This window comes from Streptomyces sp. NPDC030799 (assembly GCF_055572255.1).
The window spans coordinates 599,249-620,104 of the sequence record NZ_JBVIDS010000003.1 but is presented as its reverse complement, the minus strand read 5'-3'; the positions used below and the strand labels follow the sequence as shown (position 1 = coordinate 620,104).

The following is a 20,856-nucleotide window of genomic DNA, read 5'->3' as shown; positions in this document are numbered from 1 at the left end:
ATGAGCATGAGCGCCGACGGCAGCCGGCCTCCGCTGCCCGGCCGCCCCGCGAGCCGGCGCTGATCCTCAGCGGCTCGATCGCTGCGCGGCCACGATCGCGTTCAGCGTCGGTTCCGCCCCCGCCAGCCGCTGCACCCGCTCCGCGAACCCCGGGAACTGCGACGCGACCTTGGTGAGGAACCGCAGCTCGACGGGCGCCACGTTGATCTCGGCGACATCGCGTTCGATCGCCCGCGTCACCCCTTTGCAGACCCGCTCCGGGGAGACGGTGCGGACGCCGCCGGGCGTGGCCGAGCCGGTCTTCGCGAACATGCCCAGCTCGCGCACGAAACCCGGCTGGACGATCGAGACGCCGACGCCCGTGCCGTGCAGATCCTGGCGGAAGGCCAGTGAGAAGCCGCGCAGCCCGAACTTCGTCGCGTTGTACAGGGACGAGTACTTGGTGGCCGCCATGCCGGACAGCGACCCGACGAAGCAGATGTGCCCGCGTCCGGCGGCCACCATGCCGGGCGCGAGCAGCCGGGCGAGCACCGCGGGGGCGCGCAGGTTCACCGCGAGGGCCCGGTCGATCTGCTCCGGGGTGTAGTCGAGGACGTCGCCGCTGGAGGGCAGGGCCGCGTTGGCGATCAGGATGTCCGTACCGGCGGCCTCCTCCGCCAGCCGCCGCACGTCGTCCGGGTCGGCCAGATCGGCCGGAATGGTCCGGGCGCCGTAGCGTTCGGCGAGGGGTTCGAGCGCCTCGGGACGCCGGCCGGTGAGCACGAGGCGGGCGCCCCGAGCGGACAACTCGGCGGCGAGCGCGCCCCCGATGCCGCCGGTGACGCCGGTGAGCAGAACGGTTGACCCGGCAATGTCCACGACTACCCTCCAGTCCTGTTCGTTCGAACGAACAATAGGGAGCCCGGGTGGCCCTGTCCACCGGGGCATGTCACACGGGGTGGAAGAATGCACGGCATGCCGCATGCCGCCCCCACCGCGCCGACGCGCCAGCGCATCATCACCGCCGTCCTGCAGATCATCGGCGAGGACGGAGTCGCGGCGGTCACGAACCGGCGGATCGCCAAGGAAGCCGGGGTGTCGCTCGGTTCCGTCACCTACCACTTCGAGACCCAGCACGAGCTGCTGCGGGAGAGCCTGCTGCACTTCGTGCGCGAGGAGGCGCGGCACTTCACCGAGCTGGCCGAGCAGTGCCAGACGGAGGGCCTGGACATCGAGGACGCGGCGTCCCTGGCCGGCCAGGTGGCCTGCGGCTCGGCCCTGGACAGCGCCCATCTCGCCCCCTTCGAGCTGTATCTGCACGCCGGACGCGACGAGCGCCTGAGGGAGGCGGCGGCCGAGGCGTTCCGGGCCTACGACCTGCTCGCCGCACGGATCCTCACCGCGCTCGGCGTCCCGGACGCGGAACGCCTCGCCGCCACGACGGTCGCCCTCGTGATGGGCCTGCAACTGCGGCGTCTGGCCACGGGCAGCCCCGCCGACGACCTGGTCGACGCCCTCCTGCTGCTGGTCCGCGGGACCGCCGACCGATCACTCCGGGCCGGTTCAGGACAGCCGGCGGCACAGTAGGACGCCGGTCCCCGGGCGGCCGTTCACCCGGTGCTGAAGGCGATTGGGGCGGCACACGCGCCGTCCCGGCCGGCGCAGTCGCCGCCCGGGTCTACAGGGCCCGGGCGATGAGCAGGGCCACGTCGTCGTGGTCATCGGGGTGGCGCAGGCCGTGCAGCAGGACGTCGCAGGTCTCCTCCAACGGCCTGTCGGGCTCGCCGAGGAGGTCCAGCAGCGCGTTCAGCCGGTCGTCGATGGGGTGCTGACGGGTCTCCACGAGGCCGTCGGTGTACAGCACCAGCACATCGCCGGGCCGCAGCGCGACGGTGGTCGTCTCGAACCGTACGCCGCCGACCCCGAGCGGCGCCGCGGCCGGCAGGTCGAGGAGTCTCGGCGCGGCGCCGGGACGCGCGAGGGCGGGCGGCATGTGTCCGGCGTTCGCGACGCTGCACCGCCCGGTGCGGGGGTCGTACGCCGCGTACAGGCACGTGACGATGTAGTGCTCCAGATCGCAGGTGATCTTGTCCAGGTGCTGGAGGACGGCGCCCGGGTCGAGGTCGAGATCGGCATAGGCGCAGGTCGCGGTGCGCAGCCGGCCCATGGTGGCCGCCGCGTCGATCCCGTTGCCCATGACGTCGCCCACCACCAGGGCGGTCTTGTCGCCGGTCAGCGGGATGACGTCGTACCAGTCGCCGCCGACCTCGCTGGTGGCCTGCGCGGGCTGGTAGCGGGAGGCCAGTTCCAGGCCCGTGTGGTGCGCCGAGTGCTCCGGCAGCAGACTGCGCTGCAGGGTGAGGGCGGTGTTGCGGACGCTCTGGAACCAGCGGGCGTTGTCGATCGCGACGGCGGCCCGGCCGGCGAGTTCGACGGCCAGGACGACGTCGTCCTCGTCGAACGGCGCCGGATTGCGGGTCCGCTTGAGATCGAGGGCTCCGAGCACCTCGCCGTGGGCGATCAGCGGCACGGCGAGATACGAGTGGACGCCGGCCCGCGCCAGCAGGGCGCCGGCCTCGGGATCCCGGGCGATGCGCGGCAGATCCTGCGGCCCGACGTGGCGTACCAGCACCGGCCGTCCGGTGTGGACGCACAGGGTGACCAGCCGGTCGCCCTCGTATGCGGCGAGGTCGCCCGGAGAGTCGGCGGCGTGCAGCGCCACCGTGGGATGGGCCGCCTTCAGCGCCAGCGCCCGGAAGATCTCCGGGCCGTTGTCCCGTCTGCGCATACGGCAGGACAGGGCGGAGTCGAGGACGTCCACGGCGACCACGTCGGCCAGCGCGGGCGCGGCGATCTCGGCCAGTTCACGGGCCGTCTGCTCGACGTCCAGCGCGGTGCCGACCCGCGCGGAGGCGTCCGCGATGAGCGCCAGGCGCCGCCGCGCCCGGTCGGCCTCGGCCGCCGCGCGGTGCCGCTCGGTGACGTCGACGACCGAGGCGGCCGCGCCCAGCACCCGCCCGCCGGGATCCTCCAGCCGGTAGAAGGACAGCGACCAGGCGTGCTCGTGGCCGGGATCGGCCGACGGACGGCCGACGTGGTACTGGTCCAGCAAGGGCGTACCGGTGGTGAGGACCTGGCGCAGCGCGGACTCGACAGTGTCGACGTCCGGGAAGGGCAGGGTCTCGCGCAGACGGCGGCCGATGTGGTCCTCGGCGGGAATGCCGTCGATCCGCTCCAGCGCCGGATTGACCAGGAGGTACTTCAGCTCGGGATCCAGGAGGGCCAGACCGATCGGGGACTGGTTGATCAGCTGCTCGCACAGCGCCAGATCCGTCTCGACGCGCTGGAGCAGGGTGTGGTCGGCCGCGATGCCCAGCGCGTAGACGTCCCCGAGGTCGTCCAGCAGCCGCATGGTCCGGAACTCCGTCAGCCGGCTGCCGCCGTCCTTGTGCCGCACGGGAAAGGTGCCGGCCCAGCCCCGGCCGGTCTCCAGCACCTCGGTGAACAGACTCACCACGGCCTGCAGATGTTCCGGATGGATGAGCAGGCGCGCCGCGTGTTTGCCGAGGGCCTCCTCCGCGGAGTAACCGAACAGGTCCTCGGCCTGCGGGGTCCAGAAGACGATCCGGCCGCGGGTGTCCAGGGCCACCGCCGCCACGCTCAGTACGTCCAGCAGCCCGGTCGGCCGGGGCAGCCCGGTGCGCTGTTCGTCATGGCCGGTTTCGAAGGAGTCCACTGCCATGCCTGCTTCACCTCCACCGGCCGGGCGGGCGCGCGCAGGCGCTGACGACCGGTACTCCCATGGTCCCACCGCCCCGGTCCGGCCCCACCGGACGGCGGGCCATGGACCGTCCGGCCCCTGCACATCACCGGCCGAACTGGCTCATAGTGGTGTATGGGTGTCATCGATGGAATCTCCGCGAGGGGACTTCGCCGCGGCCTCACCCGGGGAACCGGGTGATCTCTTCGACGCGTCGACCGACGCGGCCGCGGTGATCTCCGTACACGGCGTGGTGCTCGGCTGGACCCGCAGCGCCGAAGCCCTCCTCGGCTACGCGGCCCCGGACGTCCTGGGCGTCAGCGCCGCGCGGCTGCTGGGCATGCCCGAGGACCCCGCACGGCTCGCCGGCATCGTGGAACGGTGCAGCACCGGAAACGGCTGGAGCGGGCAGATCGCCGTACGGCACCGTGACGGCCGCCTCCTCGACCTTCAGTTGCGGGTCTCGGCGTCCTTCCCCCTCGGCGACACCGAGTGCTTCCTGGTGTCGGCCCGCGAACAGCGGCAGCGGTGGACCATGGGCCAGTCGGTGCTGGACGGGTTCCTGACCCGCGCACCGATCGGCATGGCCGTCATGGACACCGAGCTGCGGTACGTCTGGCTCAACGACACCCTGGAACGGTTCGGCGGCGTCCCCCGGGACGAGCGGCTCGGGCGGCGGCTGAGCGAGCTGCTGCCCGGGATCCAGGCGGAGTCCCTGGAGAGCCTCATGCGCAAGGTGCTCGCCACGGGCCTGCCCGTGACCGACTACGAGTACCAGGGCTGGAGCTGGGCCGACCCGCACCGCCGGCACGCCTACTCGACCTCGTTCTTCCCCCTGGTGGACGCCGACGACACCATCACCGGAGTCTGCTACATGGTCCAGGACGTCACCGAGCGGTGGAACACCCGCCAGCTGCTGACCATGGTCAACGAAGCCGGCACCAGCATCGGCACGACACTCGACGTACTGCGGACCGCCCAGGAACTCGCCGACTTCGCCGTCCCGCGCTTCGCGGACTTCGTCATCGTCGACCTGCTGGAACCCGTGCTCAGCACCGAGGGCCACGGAGCATGGCTGACCGACGCGGGACCCGCGCCCGCCCGGCCGGTGATGCGCCGCGCCGCACTGCGGTCGGTGCGCGAGGGCTGCCCCGAGGCCGTCGCACGGGTCGGCGACCTGGTCCACTTCCTCCCGCCGCCCCACGACGGGAGCCTGCTCACCGAGGGCGAGCCGCTGCTCATCCCCGTCCTCGAACCGTCCGACGAGCTGTGGGTCACCCGGGAGCCCGAACGTGCGGACCGCATACGCGAGTTGGGCCTGCACTCGCTCATCGCCGTGCCGATGCGGGCCCGGAACACCGCCCTCGGCCTCACCACGTTCGCCCGGTCGCTCAACCCCGTCTCCTTCGGGCCCGACGACGTCCTGCTGGCCCGGGAGCTGGTGGCCCGCGCGGCTGTGTGCGTCGACAACGCCCGCCGCTACACCAGGGAGCACGCGGCGGCGCTCACCCTGCAGCGCAGCCTGCTGCCCCCCGCCGTGACGGGCGGCACCGCCCTGGAGGTGGCCTCCTCCTATCTGCCCGCCGACCCCTCGGGCGGTGTCGGCGGCGACTGGTTCGACGTGATCCCGCTGTCCGGCGCCCGGGTGGGCCTCGTCATCGGCGACGTGGTGGGCCACGGCATCACCGCGGCGGCGAGCATGGGCCGGCTGCGCACGGCGGTGCAGACCCTCGCCGCCATGGAGATGCCTCCTGACGAACTGCTCGCCCATCTCGACGACCTCGTGCTGCGGCTCAGCGACGAGGAGACCGCCGTCGGTGCGGCCGCCCGCAGCACCTTCATCGGCGCGACCTGCGTCTACGCCGTGTACGACCCGGTCAGCATGCGGTGCGCGATGGCCCGGGCCGGACACCCGCCGCCCGTCGTCGTGACACCGGGCGGACCCGCCCGCTTCGCCGAGATCCCCGCCGGACCCCCGCTCGGACTGGGCGGCATGGCCTTCGAGGCCACCGAGATCGAACTGGCCGAGAACAGCCTCTTCGGCCTGTACACCAACGGTCTGATCGAGGGCCCCGACCGAGACGTGGAGCGGGGCATGGCGCGGCTCGGGGCGCTGCTCGCGCACACCGGGGAGGACCTCGACGCGCTGTGCACCTCCGCCGTGCGGCAGCTCGTGCCGGTGCCGCAGCCCGACGACATCGCCCTGCTCCTGACCCGCACCCACGCCCTCGGCGCCGACCGGGTCGCCTCCTGGGACGTACCCGCCGACCCGGCCGCCGTCGGCGTCCTGCGCGCCCAGGCCACCCGCCAGGTCGCGGACTGGGGCCTTGAGGAACTGGCCATCACGACGGAACTCGTGGTGAGCGAACTCGTCACCAACGCCATCCGCCACGCCACCCCGCCCATCCGGCTACGGCTCCTCCGCGACACCCGCCTCACCTGCGAGGTCACCGACGCCAGCAGCACGGCCCCCCGTCTCAGGCACGCCCGGATCACGGACGAAGGCGGTCGCGGGCTCTTCCTGGTGGCCCAGCTCACCCAGCGCTGGGGCGCCCGGTACACCGGCGACGGAAAGGCCATCTGGGCCGAACAGGAGATCCCCTGACCCCGGATTTGCCTTGGAGTGCACTCCAGCATCCAGACTGTCGCTGACCGACTTCGTGCTCAGGACAGAACAGGACGGCGGCAGCCGATGACAACCACCAGCCGGGCGGAGCATCCTCTGCCGTACGACACCTACCGTGAGGCCATCGCCCGCGAGACCCTCCGCTTCGCCGAGGTGGCCGGGGGCGCCGACCCGGCAACCGCCGTGCCCTCCTGCCCCGACTGGACCCTGGCCGACCTCACCCAGCACGTCGGAGCGCTGCAGCGCTGGTTCTGCACCCTGCTGACCCGGCTGGTCCAGGAGCCTCCCCGCAGCCGCGACGTGGAGCTGGGGCTGCCGGAGAACCCGCGGGAGTATCCCGGCTGGGTGGCCGCGGGGGTGCCCGCGGTGGCGGCCGTCCTGCGGGACACCGATCCCGAGGCGCCGATGTGGGTCTGGGGCGAGGACCGGCACGCGCGGTTCTGGGCCCGGCGGATGCTCTTCGAGACCCTGGTGCACCGGGTGGACGCCGAGCGTGCCGTCGGCCTGGACTCCGGCCTCGACCCCGTGCTCGCGGCGGACGGCGTGGACGAGTTCCTCGTCAACCTGCCCTACGCGGGTCTCTTCGCCCCCGGCGTGACGAAGCTGCGCGGCGAGGGCGAGACCCTCGCGTTCCGGTGCACGGACCTCGGCGAGGCAGCGGGCGAGGAGTGGCGGGTGCGGCTGGACCCGGACGGCTTCCGCCTGCTGCCGCGTGCAGACCACGCGGCGGGACAGGCCGGGACGGCCACGGCGGCGGTGCACGGGCAGGCGGCGGATCTGCTGCTCCTGCTCTACGGACGGCGGTCGTTTCAGGACGCCGCCTTCCAGCTCTCGGGACGGACCGCGGTCCTGGACAACTGGTTCGCCCACACGGCCTTCTGACACCGGCGGGGCTCACCCGGCCGGTGACCCGGCCGGCGGCTCCTCGGGATGCAGGCAGACCGCGAGAGCCGCGGTGTCGTCCTGCAGGCCGTTGTGGCTGTAGTCCAGCAGGTCGTCGTGGAGCCGTGCGAGCAGTTCCCTCGGCGGGAGGGGGCCCCAGGAACGCAGGCGCTGCAGCAGTGGATAGAAGGTGCCGGCCGCGTCCCGTGTCTCCGTGACGCCGTCCGTGTACAGCAGCAGCTGGTCGCCGGGCCGGAAGGGATACACCTCCAGGCGGAACGGGTCCTCGACCAGCATGCCGAGGTTCAGGGGCGGCGCCGGGCGCCCGCTCTCCAGCTCGCACACCTCGCCGGCCCTGAGGGAGACGGGCGGTGGGTGGCCGCAGTTGACGATGCGGACGAGCCGGCCGTCGGCGGGGATCTCGGCGAAGACAGCGGTGACGAACCGTTCGCTCGTCTCCGTTCCGCCGAGCTGCGTCGCCCGGCGGCTCATGCTCGTGTCCACGCGGCCGGCCAGAGCGGGCAGCTCCGGTTCGTCGTACGCCGCCTCGCGGAACGCCCCGAGCAGAGCGGCGGCGGTCTCGACCGCGAGCAGTCCCTTGCCACGGACGTCGCCGATGACGAGGCGGACCCCGAACCGGGTGGGGACGGCCTCGTACAGGTCGCCGCCGATGCGGGCCTCCGCGGCCGCGGAGAGGTAGAGGCTCTCCAGCCGGAGGTGGCCGATCCGGTGCGGCACGGGCCGCAGCAGGACGCGCTGCGCGATCTCTGCCACGTACCGCACGTCGGCCAGGGTGCGTTCGCGCCGGATCCGGTGGGCGGCCACGATCACGCCGAGGCCGCCCACCAGGGTCGTACAGATGTAGGACGCGACATAGTGACGGTCCCACAGATAGCCGACGGACCGGCCCGCACAGCACGGGGTGCCGGCCAGTACCGCTTCGAGGCCCACGGCGAACACCGTGGCGGCGCCGACGAGCACGGGGCCGTGCGCGAACGCGGTCACCAGGGGCACGGCGATCAGCACGAAACTCACCGGCCAGTCCACGGGCGTGGCGGGCTCCAGCAGCAGGACGGCCGCGACGTACAGGAGCGGAAGCCAGCGCAGCCACGCCGGAGGCGCCGGCAGCCGGGGCCGGGGCATCGAGCCGTCCTCCGGCTCCCGGCCGGTCCGTCGGTGCGTCACCCGACCAGCCTGGTGCGCGGTGCCCCCGTACCCCGGGATTGCTCCACTCAACGGCATGTTCCGGCACCGGCCCCCGCACAGGCTCAGCCGCTGCCGAAGCCGATCGCAAAGATGTGCAGACCCCCGGCGGCGACATCGGACGGCAGGCGCACACTGCTGACCGTCTTGCCCGGACTCAGCGCCACGGGCGCCGTGGCGAACACATATGTCCGTGTGCTGTCGGAGGCGGTGCCCGCGTGGTTGCGGTACGGCAGGGTCACCGCGACGGTGTTGTCGGCGAGCGGTGAGGCGGCGCCCCCGTTCAGCGTCCAGTCGGACAGACCGACGGTGACCGACTGGGTCGTGCCGTCCGTGTAGGTGACGGTCGCCGTGCCGGAGGCCGGACCGTTGTTGGCGGCACCCAGGAAGGAGATGCTGCCCGAGCCCGGCGTCCGTACCGTCTGACCGTTCGCCTCGTAGTTGTCCCTTGCGCCGGGCGCCACGTCGGGCCAGGTGAAGCCGACCCCGTCGACCGTGACCTTCGAGCCGGGGCTGATTCCCGCGGTGGCCAGAGCGTGCGCGGAGTAGCTGTAGCCCGCGCCGTCGAAGTTCGCCGAGGCCGCGGCGGTGTCACCGGACGTCCCGACGTCGCTGTAGGCGGGTGCGCCCGGGTAGGAGCGCGGGGCGGCCGAGGCGTCCGACGCCCAGGACGTGTTGGGCGAGGTGCCGAGTACGTAGGTGAGGGTGCCGCCGCCGGTCAGGGCGCCGTCGGGCGCGTGTGCCGCGTTCCAGGGCGTGCCGTTCCACGTGGCCGACTGGACGTACGGGGCGTCGTCCGCCGCACCGTTGCCGTTGATCGTGAGGGTGTGTCCGGACGGGAGGGTGATCAGCGCCTGGGGGAAGAGCGGGCTGCCCAGCGCCAGATCGGCGGTGCCGGGGGTCTCGGGATACATGCCGAGGGCGGACCACACGTACCACGAGCTCATCTCGCCGAGGTCGTCGTTGCCCGCGAGTCCGGCCGGGCCGGCGGTCCAGATCTGGTCCTGGATCTGCCGGACGACCTTCTGCGTCTGGTAGGGGCGGCCGATGTAGTCGTACTCCCAGGGAATGTTCAGGCTCGGCTCATTGCCCAGATCGGTGTATCCGCCGGCGCCGGTCAGCGAGGACAGGTCCGTGTCCAGGTACCTGGCCATGGCCGCGTCACCGCCCAGGGCGGTCGCCAGTCCGTGCAGGTTGAACGGCACCATCGGTGTGTACTGCCAGGAGTCGCCCTCGACGAAGTTCCGGCCCGAGGCCGGCGAGAAGCCCGCCGTCCATGTGCCCGAGGCGTCGCGCGGCTGGATGAAACCGCTGCCGTGGTGGAACAGGTTCTGCCAGTCCTGCGCCCGGTCCGCGAACCGCTGCTGATCGGCGGTGTGGCCGAGGGCGCCGGCGAGGGCCGAGACGGCGAAGTCCGCAGAGTTGTACTCGAGGGTGGTGGCGGCCGCGCCGTAGAAGTTGCAGCAGCCGTACTTGCCGTTGCTGGGCAGCCAGCCCAACTGCTCCAGATAGGTGAGGCCGGGCCGGTTGTCGTTGGGGACGGTTGCCTCCGCGATCATGCCCTTGAGGGCGGTGGCCGTGTCGAAGCCGCGGGCCCCGAAGGCGTAGTAGTCGGCGATGATCTCGTCCGCCGGATCGCCCACCATGACGTGGGTCTCGCCGTTGTTCTCCGACCACTTGGGGAACAGGCCGGTCTGACGGTAGTCATCGACCATCGACTGGGCGGTGTCGGAGGCGATCCGGGGCGCGACGAGCGCCTCCAGCTGGGCCTGCGAGCGGTAGACGTCCCAGCCCGAGTAGTTGGCGTAGGCGGCGCCATGGCCCGGGTCGACGGTGTGGATCCTGCCGTCGAAGCCGGGATAGCGGCGGTTGGTGTCACTGATCACGTTCGGATGCAGCAGCGCGTGGTACAGCGCCGTGTAGAAGACGGTCTGCTGAGCGGGTGTCCCGCCGGCGATCCGCACCCGGCCGAGGAGGGACTTCCAGGCGCTGTGCGCCGCGCCGCGGACCTTGGCCAGGTCCCAGCCCGGGTTCTCCGCCCGGCGGTTGCCCGCCGCGCCTGCGGCCGACACGTACGAGATGCCGACCTTGGCCTGAACCACCCGGTGGGTGGTGGTGTCGAACGTGACATAGCCGTCGGAGCCGCTCGCCCCGGGCGCGAAGGTGTGCGGCGTACGGCCCACGGGGCCGTGCAGCACCGGCTTGTTGGGCGCCTCGGGTGCGCTGGGGGAGGCAATGGTCGTGGGGGTGGTGGGCGTGGCGGCGGCCAGCGTGGTGCCGCTGTGGCGGAACGGCTGGTCGAAGACCATGTCGTAGTAGACGGTGTAGGAATTGCCCTCACCGCAGAAGTTGCCGCTGGTGACCTTCCCCCGCACCTCTCTGTCGTTGACCACGTCGAACTGCGCGGCGGTGTCGCCGTTCTCGCTGCCCGTCAGTTTGAACAGGAGGTTCGCCCGCGTGGTGGCCGGGAAGGTGAACCGGGCCATTCCGCTGCGGGTGGTGGCGGTCAGTTCCGTCGTGACGCCGTTGTCCAGGGAGACCGTGTACGAACCGGGTGTGGCGGACTCGGCGGCGTGCGAGAAGCCGACCGTGGCGCCCGTGTCCACCGTGCCGACGGTCGGCAGCACCGGGATGTCACCGGCGGCCCGGCAGCCCGGTCCCGCGATATGGGTCAGGCCGAATCCGGTGATGGCGGAGTCGGCGTACTCGTAGCCGCCGCCGTCCGGGCGGTGCGGGCTGGTGTCGGGGCTCCACTGGACCATCCCGAACGGGGTGTCGGCCCCCGGGAAGTCGTCTGCGGCGTGTGTGGTCCCGATGAAGGGGTTCACGAGGGAGGCCGGGTCGGAGACCGGCGCGAGGGAGGAGGGGTGGGCTTGTGCGGGGGCGTAGGCGGCACCGGCGATCAAGGCGCCGGCGGTGAGCACGGGCAGGAGGCGGAACGGCACCATCGTGACCATGTCCCTTCGACAACGTTGTCCCGCAAAGTGGTCCCTGTGGCTCCTGCTGTCAAGGCCATGCGGTGCAGAACCAGCCGTTGGTCTGACGTGACGTCACATCACGGGGACGGCTTGGTCCTGGCCAAGGGTGTCCGGCCGGTTGCAGATCGGGGACGGCGCTGGCCCGGCGGCCCGGAAGTCCCGCCGGGCTGACGGTTCAGTGGGGCGAGCGCGAGTCCACGGGCAGGCTCAGCCGGAACAGGGCGCCGCCTCCCGGGGCCTGGTGGGCGGTGAGTTCGGCGCGGTGGGTGTGGGCGATCTGACGGGCCATGGCCAGCCCGAGGCCCGAGCCGGGAAGGGCACGAGCGGCGCGGGCCCGGTAGAAGCGGTCGAACACATGAGGGAGGTCGGCCGAGTCGATGCCGGGACCGTGGTCACGGACGGCGATCTCCAGCCGGTCGGGATCCGCCGACCGCTGCGCCGCCACCTCGACCCGGCCGCCGGGCGGGGAGAACTTCGCGGCGTTGTCCAGCAGGTTGGAGAACAGCCGGGTCAGCCGGCTCGGCACTGCGGCCGTCAGGGCGGACGCCGCCGCGGTGCCGGTGTCGAGGACGAAGGGAACGTGAGGCCAGTGGTCGCGGGCGGCCGCCACCGCGTGCTCCAGCAGGGCGGTCGGGTGCACCAACTCCAGGGCCTGCTGCGGCTCTTCGTCGCGGGCAAGGTCGATCAGGTCGTTGACCAGCGTGGTCACCTCCCGCAACTGGCGGGTGAGGGCGCTCGTCGCACGCTCCCGCCGGTCCGGGGTCAGCCGCTCGGCGCGCAGCAGGATCTCGGCGTTGGCGCGCAACGCCGTCAGCGGTGTGCGCAGTTCGTGCGAGGCGTCGGCGACCAGACGCCGTTGCGCGGCGAGCGATTCCTCCAGGGCGTCGAGCATGGTGTTGAAGGTGACGGCGAGCCGGGTGATCTCGTCCTCGCTGTCTCGTTGCCCGGGCGGCAGCTCGATACGGAGTCCCGCGTCCCGCGTGGCCGTGATCCGCTCCGCGGTCGACGTCAGCCGGGTCACCGGAGCCAGACCCGAACGGGACACCCAGTAGCCCAGCAGGGCCGCGACCGGCACACCCGCCCCGCCGATCACGGCGAGCAGTCCGGCGGCCTGCCGCTCGGCGTGCCGTACCCCGTCGGAGCGCAGCGCCACCTGCATGGCCAGCCCTCGACGGGCCGGCGTGGTCAGCACCCGCACCGGCCGGCCGTCCACCGACGCCGTGCTGTAGTACGGCGCCCGACGGCGGCCGGCGACCTCGCGCACCGCGTCCGTGACCGGCAGCAGATAGGGCCGGTGCGGGTCCTGCGCGGAGGCCTCGGGCACCAGTTGGGCACAGGCGGGGGCGGCCAGGTACCGGCACTCGCCGGACTGCACCCCGGGGCCCTCCTGCCGGTGCTGCTGGACGGCCAGCGTGGCCGCCTGCGTCAGTTGCAGGTCGAACTGCCGGTGCAGGGTGTAGACGGTGACGGCGTACGCGCCGGCGCACACCGCCAGCGCCACACCCGCCACGGCGGCCGACGCGGTCAGGGCGAGCCGGCGGCGCAGCGGAGGGCGACGGTGCCGACGGGGCCGGCGCGGCCGCGTCACCGTTCGTCCAGCCGGTAGCCGACGCCGTGCACGGTGTGCACGAGCCGCGAGGCGCCCTCGGCCTCCAGTTTCCGGCGCAGATACCCGATGTAGACGGCCAGCGAATTGGAGTCGGGCCCGAGGTCCCGGCCCCACACCCAGCGCATGATCGTGCCCCGCTCCAGTACCTGCCCGGGGTGGCGCAGCAGCAGATCCAGCAGGCTCCACTCGGTGCGGGTGAACTCCAGCCGCCGCCCGCCCCGCTGCCCCGTGCGGGTCCGCGGGTCCACGACCAGATCGGCGAAGTGCAGCTGCGCGCACGGGGTCGGCTCGGCGGGGCCGGCGCGGCGCAGCAGGGCGCGCAGCCGGGCCGCCAGCTCGTCCAGCGAGAACGGCTTGACCAGGTAGTCGTCCGCTCCCGCCTCCAGGCCGTCCACCCGGTCGCTGACCGCGTCCAGTGCGGTCAGCACCAGGATCGGCGTACGGTCGCCCAGCGCCCGCAACTGCCGGCACACGGCGAGCCCGTCCACCACCGGCATCATCACGTCGAGCACCAGCGCGTCCGGTTCCCAGTCCGCCACCGCCGCCAGACCCGCGTGTCCGTCCGCCGCACCACGGACGGTGAACCCCTCCAGGGCCAGCCCGTCCTCCAGGGCGGCGCGTACCTCGGGATCGTCATCCACGACCAGCACGCGCGCGGCACCGGCGGGGGACACGTCCTGAGCTGCGTCGTTCATGGGGACCAGCCTGCCAAACGGCGTTCTTAACAGCCTCTTAGACCGTTCCTTCATTGCAACGCGGCATTGCGTTTGAGCTCAGCGTCATTGCACCAATTTCCCGCCGTTCACCTGCACTTACGTCGCTAGCATGATTGACGAGATTATGAATGCAACGTAGCTTTCGGGCTGCATCAAACGCGTAATATCGTGAAACGGGGAATGGTCATGAGCGAATCCGTCCACACCGTCACGGCGCTGCCCACGGAGCGTCGGCCGGGCTGCCCCTTCGACCCGCCGGCCGAGCTGATCGACGCCCGTCGGTACGGCCCCATCAGCCGCTTCACCCACGTCGGCGGAAGGCCCGGCTGGCTGATCACCGGGTACGACCTGGTGAGGTCGGTCCTCGCCGACTCGCGGTTCAGCTCGCGCAAGGAACTCCTGAACGTGGGCGACTTCGAGGTTCCCTCGGTGCCGCCCGGCGAGTTCCTCCTCATGGACGACCCGCAGCACCGGCGCTACCGCCGGCCGCTGGCGGGCAAGTTCACGGTGCGACGGATGCGACTGCTCACCGAGCGCGTCGAGCAGATCACCGCCGACTGCCTGGACGCCATGGAGAAGGCCGGTCCGCCGGCGGACCTGGTGACCGCGTTCGCCAAGCCCATCCCCACCGTCATCATCTGCGAGCTGCTGGGGGTGCCGTATGAGGACCGGGGCTCCTTCCAGGAGCAGATCGACACGTTCATGGGCGGGGAGACAAGCGATGAGGAGCTGATGGCGGCCTACACCGCCACCCAGGAGTACCTCGCGGAGCTGGTGGCCGCCAAGCGCGCGAATCCCACCGACGACGTGCTCAGCGAACTCACCGGCAGCGATCTGACCGATGAGGAACTGAAGGGGATCAGCCTCGTTCTGCTGGCGGCCGGGTTCGACACCACCGCGAACATGCTGTCCCTCGGCACGTTCGCACTGCTGCAGCACCCGGAGCAACTGGCCGCGCTGCGCGCCGACCCCGCGCTCATCGACGGGGCCGTGGAGGAGTTGCTGCGGTATCTGAGCGTGGCCAAGACGTTCATGAGGACGGCGCTGGAGGACGTCGAGCTGGGCGGGCAGACCATCAAGGCCGGGACGACGGTCGTCCTGTCGTACAACACCGCCAACCGCGACCCCGAGCGCTTCGCCGACCCGCACGTGCTCGACCTCCGCAGGCAGGACGTGGGCGGGCACCTGGCCTTCAGTCACGGCATCCACCAGTGCCTCGGCCAGCAGCTGGCCCGCGTCGAGATGCGGGTCGCGTTCCCCGCGCTGTTCAACCGCTTCCCGACGCTGCGCCTGGCCGTACCGGCCGAAGAGGTCGGCCTGCGCCCGGAGACCGCGGACATCTACGGGGTGAAGAGCCTCCCGGTCACCTGGGACGTCTGACCGCGGGACGGTGACGGGTGACGTCGCGTACGGCCGCCTGTCACCCTTGTGAGGTTGCTGTGACGGCACGTCAGGGCCATGGGCGAGAAGGGGGAGGGGCGAGGATCATGAGCAGCGCCGACCGGGAGCCGGCAGGCCCGCCGCAGTTGATCAGCGACGAGGACCGCGACATGGCCGTGCAGCGCCTGCAGGAGGCGTACGCCGAAGGGCGCATCTCGTACGAGGAGATGGACGAACGCCTTCACCAGGTCCTCACCGCCAGGACGCACCATGACCTCGTGCCGGTGTTGGCCCCGCTCCCCGAAAAGCACGCGGACACCACGTCCACGATCGCCGCCGCACGCGGACGGATCCGGCGGCGCGGCGCATGGCGGGTGCCTCGGGTCCTCAAGGTCGAGTCCGCATTCGGCAGGGTGCACCTGGACCTGTCCCACGCGGTCATCGAGCATCCGGTGGTCGACATCGAGTTGCACCTCGGCACCGGCAGGGCCGAGATCATCGTGCCGCGCGACGCGATCGTCGAGATGGAAGAGCTGCGTACCGTGTGGAAGGTCCCTCGCTACAGGGCCCGGCGGCATCCCCGCCCCGGCGGGACGAGGATCCGGATCTACGGAACCATGGAGTACGGGCGGTTGAAGATCCGCCACGCGCGACATTGAGGCCGCGGCTCAGAGGATGTCCTCCTCCTCCGGGACGACGACCTGGTCGATCAGTCGCTGGATGCGTTCGGTGGGCAGGGCGACCGCCATGGCCCAGTAGTAGATGACGACGCTGAACGCGGCCACGACCCCGATGTCCCACCACAGCGGGAACCAGGGGTGCCTGAGCGGCCCGAAGTCGCTGAGGTAGACGATGAGCCCCATGCCCACGAGGTAGACCGGCAGCCATTGCGCGGCCCGCAGGTCGAGCTGGGGAGTGATGGGGTTCATCTTGAACACCCGGTTGGCGACCAGGATGACGTAACCGAGCAGGATGGCGACGCCGAGCTTCCAGTCGGTGGTCCAACCCGACCACAGGATCAGCAGGTTGGCGACGATGAACGCGAGCGGCGACATCCAGGCGCCGCCGGGCAGCCGGTAGGGACGGTGTGCCTCGGGCAACCGGTTGCGGAACACCCCGAAGGACAGCGGCGCGCCCGCGTACATCAGCACGCTGGCGCTGGTGATCAGGCCGACCAGGGAACGCCAGCTGGGGAACGGCAGGAAGCAGATGCAGCCGATCACGAACGCGGTGATGAGGCCGACCCAGGGAACACCGCGCCGGTTGGTGGTCTCGAAGACGGAGGGCACATAGCCGTTGCGGCTGAGGCCGTAGGAAACCCGGGAGGAGCCGGTGATGTAGATCAGACCGGTGCCGGCGGGGGAGACCACGGCGTCGAGATAGAGGACCGTGGCCAGCCAGCCCAGGCTGATCAGCGTGGCCACTTGGGCGAAGGGCCCGCTCAGCGCGGTGAAGGCCGAGTCGGCCCAGTGGCTGCCGATCTGCGCGGCGGGCAGTGCGGCGAGGAAGGTCACCTGCAGAAGGATGTAGATCAGAATGCCCAGGATGATCGAGCCGATGACCGCTCGCGGGATGTCCCGCTTGGGGTTGGCGCTCTCACCGGCCAGCTGGTCGGCCTGCTCGAAGCCCAGCAGAGCGAAGATGATGCCGCTGGTGGAGACGGCGGACAGGATGCCCTTGGCGCCGTACGGGTCGAATCCGTTCGCGGCGGTGAAGTTGCCGGTGCGGAACTGGGCGATGGCGAACACGAAGATCGTCAGCAGCGGAACGCCGACCTTCCACCAGGTCGCCGCGCTGTTGGTGCGGGCCAGCAGCCGGATGCTGAGGAAGTTGATGGCAGTGATGACCGCCATCAGCCCGACCGCGACGGCGATGCCCGGCGGAGTCAGGACGTGCTCGCCGCCCTGGACCTTCTCCCAGCCGCTCGCCCAGGAGTAGTGCTGGCCGTACGTGATCATCGCCAGCACCTCGATGGGCGCCACGGTGGCCGCCTGCAGCCAGGAGAACCAGCCGAACGACGCGCCGGCCGCGCCGCCGAAGGCGTAGTGCGGGAAGCGGGCGGTGCCGCCCGAGACGGGATACATACCGCCGAGTTCCGCGTGCACCAGCGCCAGGATGAGGATCGCCAGGCCGCCGATGGCCCAGGAGATGATCGCCGCCGGACCCGCGGCCGCCAGCGCGCCTTGTGCGCCGAAGAGCCACCCGGACCCGATGATCGAACCCTCCGAGGCCCAGATGAGTCCGACGAAGCCGATCTCACGCCGGAGCCCGGGCTTGTGGGTTTTCGGACCGGGTGAGGCCTCTGACACGGCCATGGTCCACACCCCCTCGATAGGGTGATGTTCACCCCTATCGTGCCACGGTGACGTTGCCTTGGCAGTGGACGTGCAGGCACGACTTCCCGGACAGGCGCGGGACGACTTCCCCGCACGCGCAGACACGACTGCCCGGCGTGTGGGATCGCCCTATGAGCCGGCGGTGAGGCGGGGGCCCGCCGGTGGCGCTCCGGTGACCGCTGCCGCGTACAGGTCCGCCGTGGCGGCGCCGAAGTAGGCGCTGTAGGAGATCTGCGGGGTGTTGCCGCCGGTGTGATAGCCGCCGATCACACCGATGACCGCCCAACCGCCGGGCCACGGTACGAGCATCGGACCGCCGCTGGTGCCGCCCACGAAGGCGTCGCAGGCGATGCGCGGGAACGTGCCGGGGTCGGCCGGGTCGTCGCTGTCCCACCTGGTGGTCCAGCTCCAGCACTCCAGCGGCTGCTCCGCCCCCGCGGGGTAGCCGATCATCCGGACCGGGGCGTGGTAGTAGCCCGTCCCGGTGAGCAGCCGCACTGCGCCGACCGCGTCCTCGAGGCGTGTGCCGTCCTGGTTGGGCTCGGTGGCAGCGAAGGCGAAGTCGTACCCGGCTCCGGCGTGTTCGCCCAGGTCGTAGTACTGCTGGGGAACGTAGACGCCGTCGGTGCGCACCGGGAAGATCCCGAAGGGTTTGCGGGCGTCGTGGTACTGCGGGACGAAGGCCAGGTGACGCGCGGGCGAGGTGCCGGCATAGCCCTTCAGACAGTGGCCGGCGCTCAGCACCAGGTCGTGGCCGGGGCTGTGGACGACGGATCCGCTGCAGGTGCGCCCGGTGCCGCCGGCGTCCGTCCAGAAGAAGGTGCCGGCCTGGGGGATGCCGTCGAAGCTCCGGCTCGGCGGGATGTACTCGCCCGGCCGGGGCCCGTCCACCGCGGGGGACGCCCCGGCGGCCGGCGCACCCGGCCTGCTCCCCTTGACGGTGTCGGCCGGCAGCGCTGCCGCCATGCGCGCCCGGGTCCAGTAGGCGTCGAGCCGGTCGGCGAGCGGGTTCCGGGCGGCGGTGGCGCCGTCGGCCGATGCCGTGGTGGTGAGGCCGGTACAGAGCAGCAGGGCTGCCGCACAGACGGCGGCGTATCGCACGATCCTGGTCCCGGGTCTCATCAGTTCCCCTCGGAGCGGACGCAATTGACGGCCCACCATAAGCCCGCGGCAGCGGGCAGCACAGTGCTCGCTGCCGCCATTCGCGAACGGCGGCATACCGGCACCGCGGGCCATACGGCCGTCCCGGGCAGGTCGCGGACCGTGTGGGCGTAAGTGCCGCGGCGGTCGGGGGTGGCGGGCGCGCCGGGTCGATGCGGGCGCGCCGGGTCGAGGGCGAGCTTGTCGGCGATGCCCGGGATCATCGTCCGCGGCGCGAGCTCGACGACCGGCAGACGGGGAATGGTGATCACGTTCCGGCGGGGTTGCGCCGCGGGCACCGCGGCCGTCCTCCGGGCCGTGTACCGCGTGGCCGTGCACGAGTGGGGCGTGTCCTTCTGGGTAGACGCCCCCACCGGCCATGGGACGCGGTTCCCCGGTCCCCCACTACGGGCGGGACGGGACCGTCAGCCATGGACCGCACACGCACGGTCAGGGGCCCTACCGGAAGGAGAAGGCCAATGAAGAGGCTGATACGGAAAGCAGGCGCGGCCGGTGCCGTCACCACGGTGGTCGCAGGTGCTCTCCTCGCCACCGGCGGCTCCGCGGCGGCCACCCCGGGACCGGCGGGACACGCCGCCGGCACCGCGGCGGTGCACGCCGACCGGCGCACGCCCTGCCGAAGCGGGCCCGGGCAGCGGATCGATCCCTGGGTCGCCGGCCAGGTGGCGTGGTCCGTCCCTGGCGCTCGGCATCGTCTGGCAGTGTACGACCCGTGGATCAAGGACCAGCTGGCGCGCTTCGCGTCCTCCTCCTGTTAGTTCCCGTACCGCTCTCTCCCGCCTCCATGGCACGGCGCCGCGATCACTTCACGAAGACCATGTCCGGGTACTTCGGTGACGGTCGCTCCAGCAGCCGTCCGCTGCGGCCGCGCAGCCAGTGGTCGAAGTAGGCGGACACATAGGCCTCGTTGGTCCGTATCGCGGTGGCCGGGTCGATCGTGCCGATGTCGTCGGTCCGCTCGCAGGGCGACAGATGCAGCTGTGGCACGAGCGCCTCCGCGTCGGTGAACGTGGCGTGCTCCGAGCCGAGCAGGGTCAGCTGACGGTTCCACCCCGGGGTGTGGGCGCGGAACGCCTGCCAGCCGGGTCCGGTGTCGGTGTCGCCGTCCTTGCCCATCAGCAGGAAGGGCCGGTCGAGGCCGTGCCGGGCGACGGGCATCAGCGAGCCGTCGTAGTTGGTCAGATTGCCGTCCATGTCGATACCCGCGGTGATCCGGTGGTCCGCGTCCATCGCCAGCGCGGCAGCCGTACCGCCCATCGAGTGGCCGAACATACCGACCTCGGTCAGATCCAGCGCCCCTGCCAGGCCGTCCGGCAGCGGCTGTCCGTCCGCGTCGGGGTTCCGGCCGCTGTTGAGCTCGTTGAGCTGGTCCAGGACGAAGCCGGTGTCGGCGACCCGGACGGCCAGCGCCTTGCGCAGAAAGGTGTCCACACCGTCCGAGGGCGGTGACAGGGTGGCCAGGGAGCCGTCCGGGAACTGGACCTCGGGCGACTCGTAGGTGTTGTCGATGGCGACGACCGCATAGCCGCGGCTGGCCAGATCGGCCGCCGACGTCGTGCCCCAGGTGCGCGGTTCACCCAGTCCCGGGGAATAGAGCACCACCGGGAGCCGTCCGGCGCGGCCGGCGGCCGCAGGAGCGTTGCGGGTCACGTGGGTGACGGTGCGCGCCCAGTCCGCCCGCCCGGCCGGGATGTGCAACCCGAGGTAGCCGTTCGCCGTGACCTCGTCGAAGTGGGTGGCCGCCGCGGGCAGCATGTACGGGGCCGCCGGCCGGCCTGCCGTGTCGGTCGCGGGGTAGTACACACTGACCATCAACTCCCGCCGGCTCTTCCCGGACCGCCACGGGTCCGCCCGGGAGTGGTCCACCACATGCAGGTCCACCTCCCCGACCCGGTAGGGACCGGTCGGGGCGGGAAGGGCGAGCGGACGGGAGGACGACGAGGTGGTCGGGACGGTGGGGGCCGCGCGGGTGGCCGCGGCGGCGGGGAGAGCGGCGGTCAGCGTGCACAGCGCGGCGGCGGCGCACGCGGCGAGCGCTCGTGCTCGGCGCCGGGTGCCGCCGCGGCGGTCGGGCGGCCGTGGAAGAGGAGTCGTCATGGACCAAGCCTGACGACTCGTCGGCTCTCCCCACATCCGGGGAAGCCCCCGATCTTGTCCCTCAGGGTATCCGTAGGGGATCCGATCGCCCGTCCCAGGAGCCGGTTGCCCGTGCCCGGAGCCGGTGGC

At 71.8% G+C, this 20,856-nt stretch carries 15 protein-coding genes; 6 read left to right on the top strand and 9 right to left on the bottom strand.

The window, feature by feature from the left end:
* Positions 1-66: 66 nt before the first annotated feature.
* Positions 67-858: an SDR family NAD(P)-dependent oxidoreductase gene (locus ACZ41I_RS10310; protein WP_468513787.1), complete on the bottom strand. Its 792-nt coding sequence runs from the start codon at positions 856-858 to the stop codon at positions 67-69.
* A 96-nt stretch (positions 859-954) separates the two neighbouring features.
* On the opposite strand from ACZ41I_RS10310, the gene ACZ41I_RS10305 reads away from it, so the two are divergent.
* Entirely contained in the window at positions 955-1,566 is a 612-nt protein-coding gene (locus ACZ41I_RS10305; RefSeq protein WP_468513786.1) for a TetR/AcrR family transcriptional regulator, read from the top strand.
* Between the two features lie 91 nt (positions 1,567-1,657).
* Here ACZ41I_RS10305 and ACZ41I_RS10300 read toward each other — a convergent pair whose 3' ends face one another.
* Positions 1,658-3,721, bottom strand: a complete 2,064-nt coding sequence (locus ACZ41I_RS10300; RefSeq protein WP_399769620.1) for a SpoIIE family protein phosphatase — start codon at positions 3,719-3,721, stop codon at positions 1,658-1,660.
* A 166-nt stretch (positions 3,722-3,887) separates the two neighbouring features.
* Here ACZ41I_RS10300 and ACZ41I_RS10295 point away from each other — a divergent pair, with 166 nt between their 5' ends.
* Positions 3,888-6,344, top strand: coding sequence for a SpoIIE family protein phosphatase (locus ACZ41I_RS10295; RefSeq protein ID WP_468513785.1), 2,457 nt, complete (start codon positions 3,888-3,890; stop codon positions 6,342-6,344).
* 87 nt (positions 6,345-6,431) lie between these two features.
* Positions 6,432-7,247, top strand: coding sequence for a maleylpyruvate isomerase family mycothiol-dependent enzyme (locus ACZ41I_RS10290; protein ID WP_363218808.1), 816 nt, complete (start codon positions 6,432-6,434; stop codon positions 7,245-7,247).
* A gap of 12 nt (positions 7,248-7,259) precedes the next feature.
* On the opposite strand, the gene ACZ41I_RS10285 is transcribed toward ACZ41I_RS10290, so the two are convergent.
* From ACZ41I_RS10285 to ACZ41I_RS10270, 4 genes are all read right to left on the bottom strand, one after another.
* Positions 7,260-8,390, bottom strand: a complete 1,131-nt coding sequence (locus tag ACZ41I_RS10285; protein WP_468513875.1) for a PP2C family protein-serine/threonine phosphatase — start codon at positions 8,388-8,390, stop codon at positions 7,260-7,262.
* Between the two features lie 125 nt (positions 8,391-8,515).
* Entirely contained in the window at positions 8,516-11,398 is a 2,883-nt protein-coding gene (locus ACZ41I_RS10280) for a lectin (RefSeq protein WP_468513784.1), read from the bottom strand.
* A gap of 205 nt (positions 11,399-11,603) precedes the next feature.
* Positions 11,604-13,016 carry a HAMP domain-containing sensor histidine kinase gene (locus ACZ41I_RS10275; protein ID WP_399769613.1) on the bottom strand — a complete coding sequence of 471 codons (1,413 nt, stop codon included), beginning with the start codon at positions 13,014-13,016 and terminating at the stop codon, positions 11,604-11,606.
* A complete protein-coding gene (locus ACZ41I_RS10270) occupies positions 13,013-13,732 on the bottom strand; it encodes a response regulator transcription factor (RefSeq protein ID WP_468513783.1) in 720 nt (239 codons plus the stop codon). Before ACZ41I_RS10270 ends, ACZ41I_RS10275 begins: the two co-directional genes overlap by 4 nt.
* 207 nt (positions 13,733-13,939) lie before the next feature.
* Between ACZ41I_RS10270 and ACZ41I_RS10265 the strand changes: the two genes are divergently transcribed.
* Both ACZ41I_RS10265 and ACZ41I_RS10260 read left to right on the top strand, forming a co-directional pair.
* Positions 13,940-15,133, top strand: coding sequence for a cytochrome P450 (locus ACZ41I_RS10265; protein WP_468513782.1), 1,194 nt, complete (start codon positions 13,940-13,942; stop codon positions 15,131-15,133).
* 107 nt (positions 15,134-15,240) lie between these two features.
* Positions 15,241-15,792, top strand: a complete 552-nt coding sequence (locus ACZ41I_RS10260; RefSeq protein WP_468513781.1) for a DUF1707 SHOCT-like domain-containing protein — start codon at positions 15,241-15,243, stop codon at positions 15,790-15,792.
* A gap of 9 nt (positions 15,793-15,801) precedes the next feature.
* Here ACZ41I_RS10260 and ACZ41I_RS10255 read toward each other — a convergent pair whose 3' ends face one another.
* Together ACZ41I_RS10255 and ACZ41I_RS10250 are read right to left on the bottom strand one after the other, a co-directional pair.
* A complete protein-coding gene (locus tag ACZ41I_RS10255) occupies positions 15,802-17,448 on the bottom strand; it encodes an APC family permease (protein ID WP_399769607.1) in 1,647 nt (548 codons plus the stop codon).
* Positions 17,449-17,598: 150 nt separating this feature from the next.
* Positions 17,599-18,591, bottom strand: a complete 993-nt coding sequence (locus ACZ41I_RS10250; RefSeq protein ID WP_468513780.1) for a trypsin-like serine peptidase — start codon at positions 18,589-18,591, stop codon at positions 17,599-17,601.
* 497 nt (positions 18,592-19,088) lie between these two features.
* On the opposite strand from ACZ41I_RS10250, the gene ACZ41I_RS10245 reads away from it, so the two are divergent.
* The gene (locus ACZ41I_RS10245) at positions 19,089-19,388 is read left to right on the top strand and encodes a hypothetical protein (RefSeq protein ID WP_399769603.1); all 300 of its coding nucleotides are present in this window, start codon (positions 19,089-19,091) and stop codon (positions 19,386-19,388) included.
* A 43-nt stretch (positions 19,389-19,431) separates the two neighbouring features.
* Here ACZ41I_RS10245 and ACZ41I_RS10240 read toward each other — a convergent pair whose 3' ends face one another.
* Positions 19,432-20,727, bottom strand: coding sequence for an alpha/beta hydrolase family protein (locus ACZ41I_RS10240; protein WP_468513779.1), 1,296 nt, complete (start codon positions 20,725-20,727; stop codon positions 19,432-19,434).
* Positions 20,728-20,856 lie beyond the last annotated feature (129 nt).

Coding starts and splice junctions, on each gene's coding strand:
- ACZ41I_RS10280 (WP_468513784.1), bottom strand. CDS start 11,398: ATGGTGCCGTTCCGCCTCCTGCCCGTGCTCACCGCCGGCGCCTTGATC.
- ACZ41I_RS10245 (WP_399769603.1), top strand. CDS start 19,089: ATGAAGAGGCTGATACGGAAAGCAGGCGCGGCCGGTGCCGTCACCACG.
- ACZ41I_RS10295 (WP_468513785.1), top strand. CDS start 3,888: ATGGAATCTCCGCGAGGGGACTTCGCCGCGGCCTCACCCGGGGAACCG.
- ACZ41I_RS10270 (WP_468513783.1), bottom strand. CDS start 13,732: ATGAACGACGCAGCTCAGGACGTGTCCCCCGCCGGTGCCGCGCGCGTG.
- ACZ41I_RS10255 (WP_399769607.1), bottom strand. CDS start 17,448: ATGGCCGTGTCAGAGGCCTCACCCGGTCCGAAAACCCACAAGCCCGGG.
- ACZ41I_RS10305 (WP_468513786.1), top strand. CDS start 955: ATGCCGCATGCCGCCCCCACCGCGCCGACGCGCCAGCGCATCATCACC.
- ACZ41I_RS10265 (WP_468513782.1), top strand. CDS start 13,940: ATGAGCGAATCCGTCCACACCGTCACGGCGCTGCCCACGGAGCGTCGG.
- ACZ41I_RS10260 (WP_468513781.1), top strand. CDS start 15,241: ATGAGCAGCGCCGACCGGGAGCCGGCAGGCCCGCCGCAGTTGATCAGC.
- ACZ41I_RS10290 (WP_363218808.1), top strand. CDS start 6,432: ATGACAACCACCAGCCGGGCGGAGCATCCTCTGCCGTACGACACCTAC.
- ACZ41I_RS10250 (WP_468513780.1), bottom strand. CDS start 18,591: ATGAGACCCGGGACCAGGATCGTGCGATACGCCGCCGTCTGTGCGGCA.
- ACZ41I_RS10240 (WP_468513779.1), bottom strand. CDS start 20,727: ATGACGACTCCTCTTCCACGGCCGCCCGACCGCCGCGGCGGCACCCGG.
- ACZ41I_RS10300 (WP_399769620.1), bottom strand. CDS start 3,721: ATGGCAGTGGACTCCTTCGAAACCGGCCATGACGAACAGCGCACCGGG.
- ACZ41I_RS10285 (WP_468513875.1), bottom strand. CDS start 8,390: ATGCCCCGGCCCCGGCTGCCGGCGCCTCCGGCGTGGCTGCGCTGGCTT.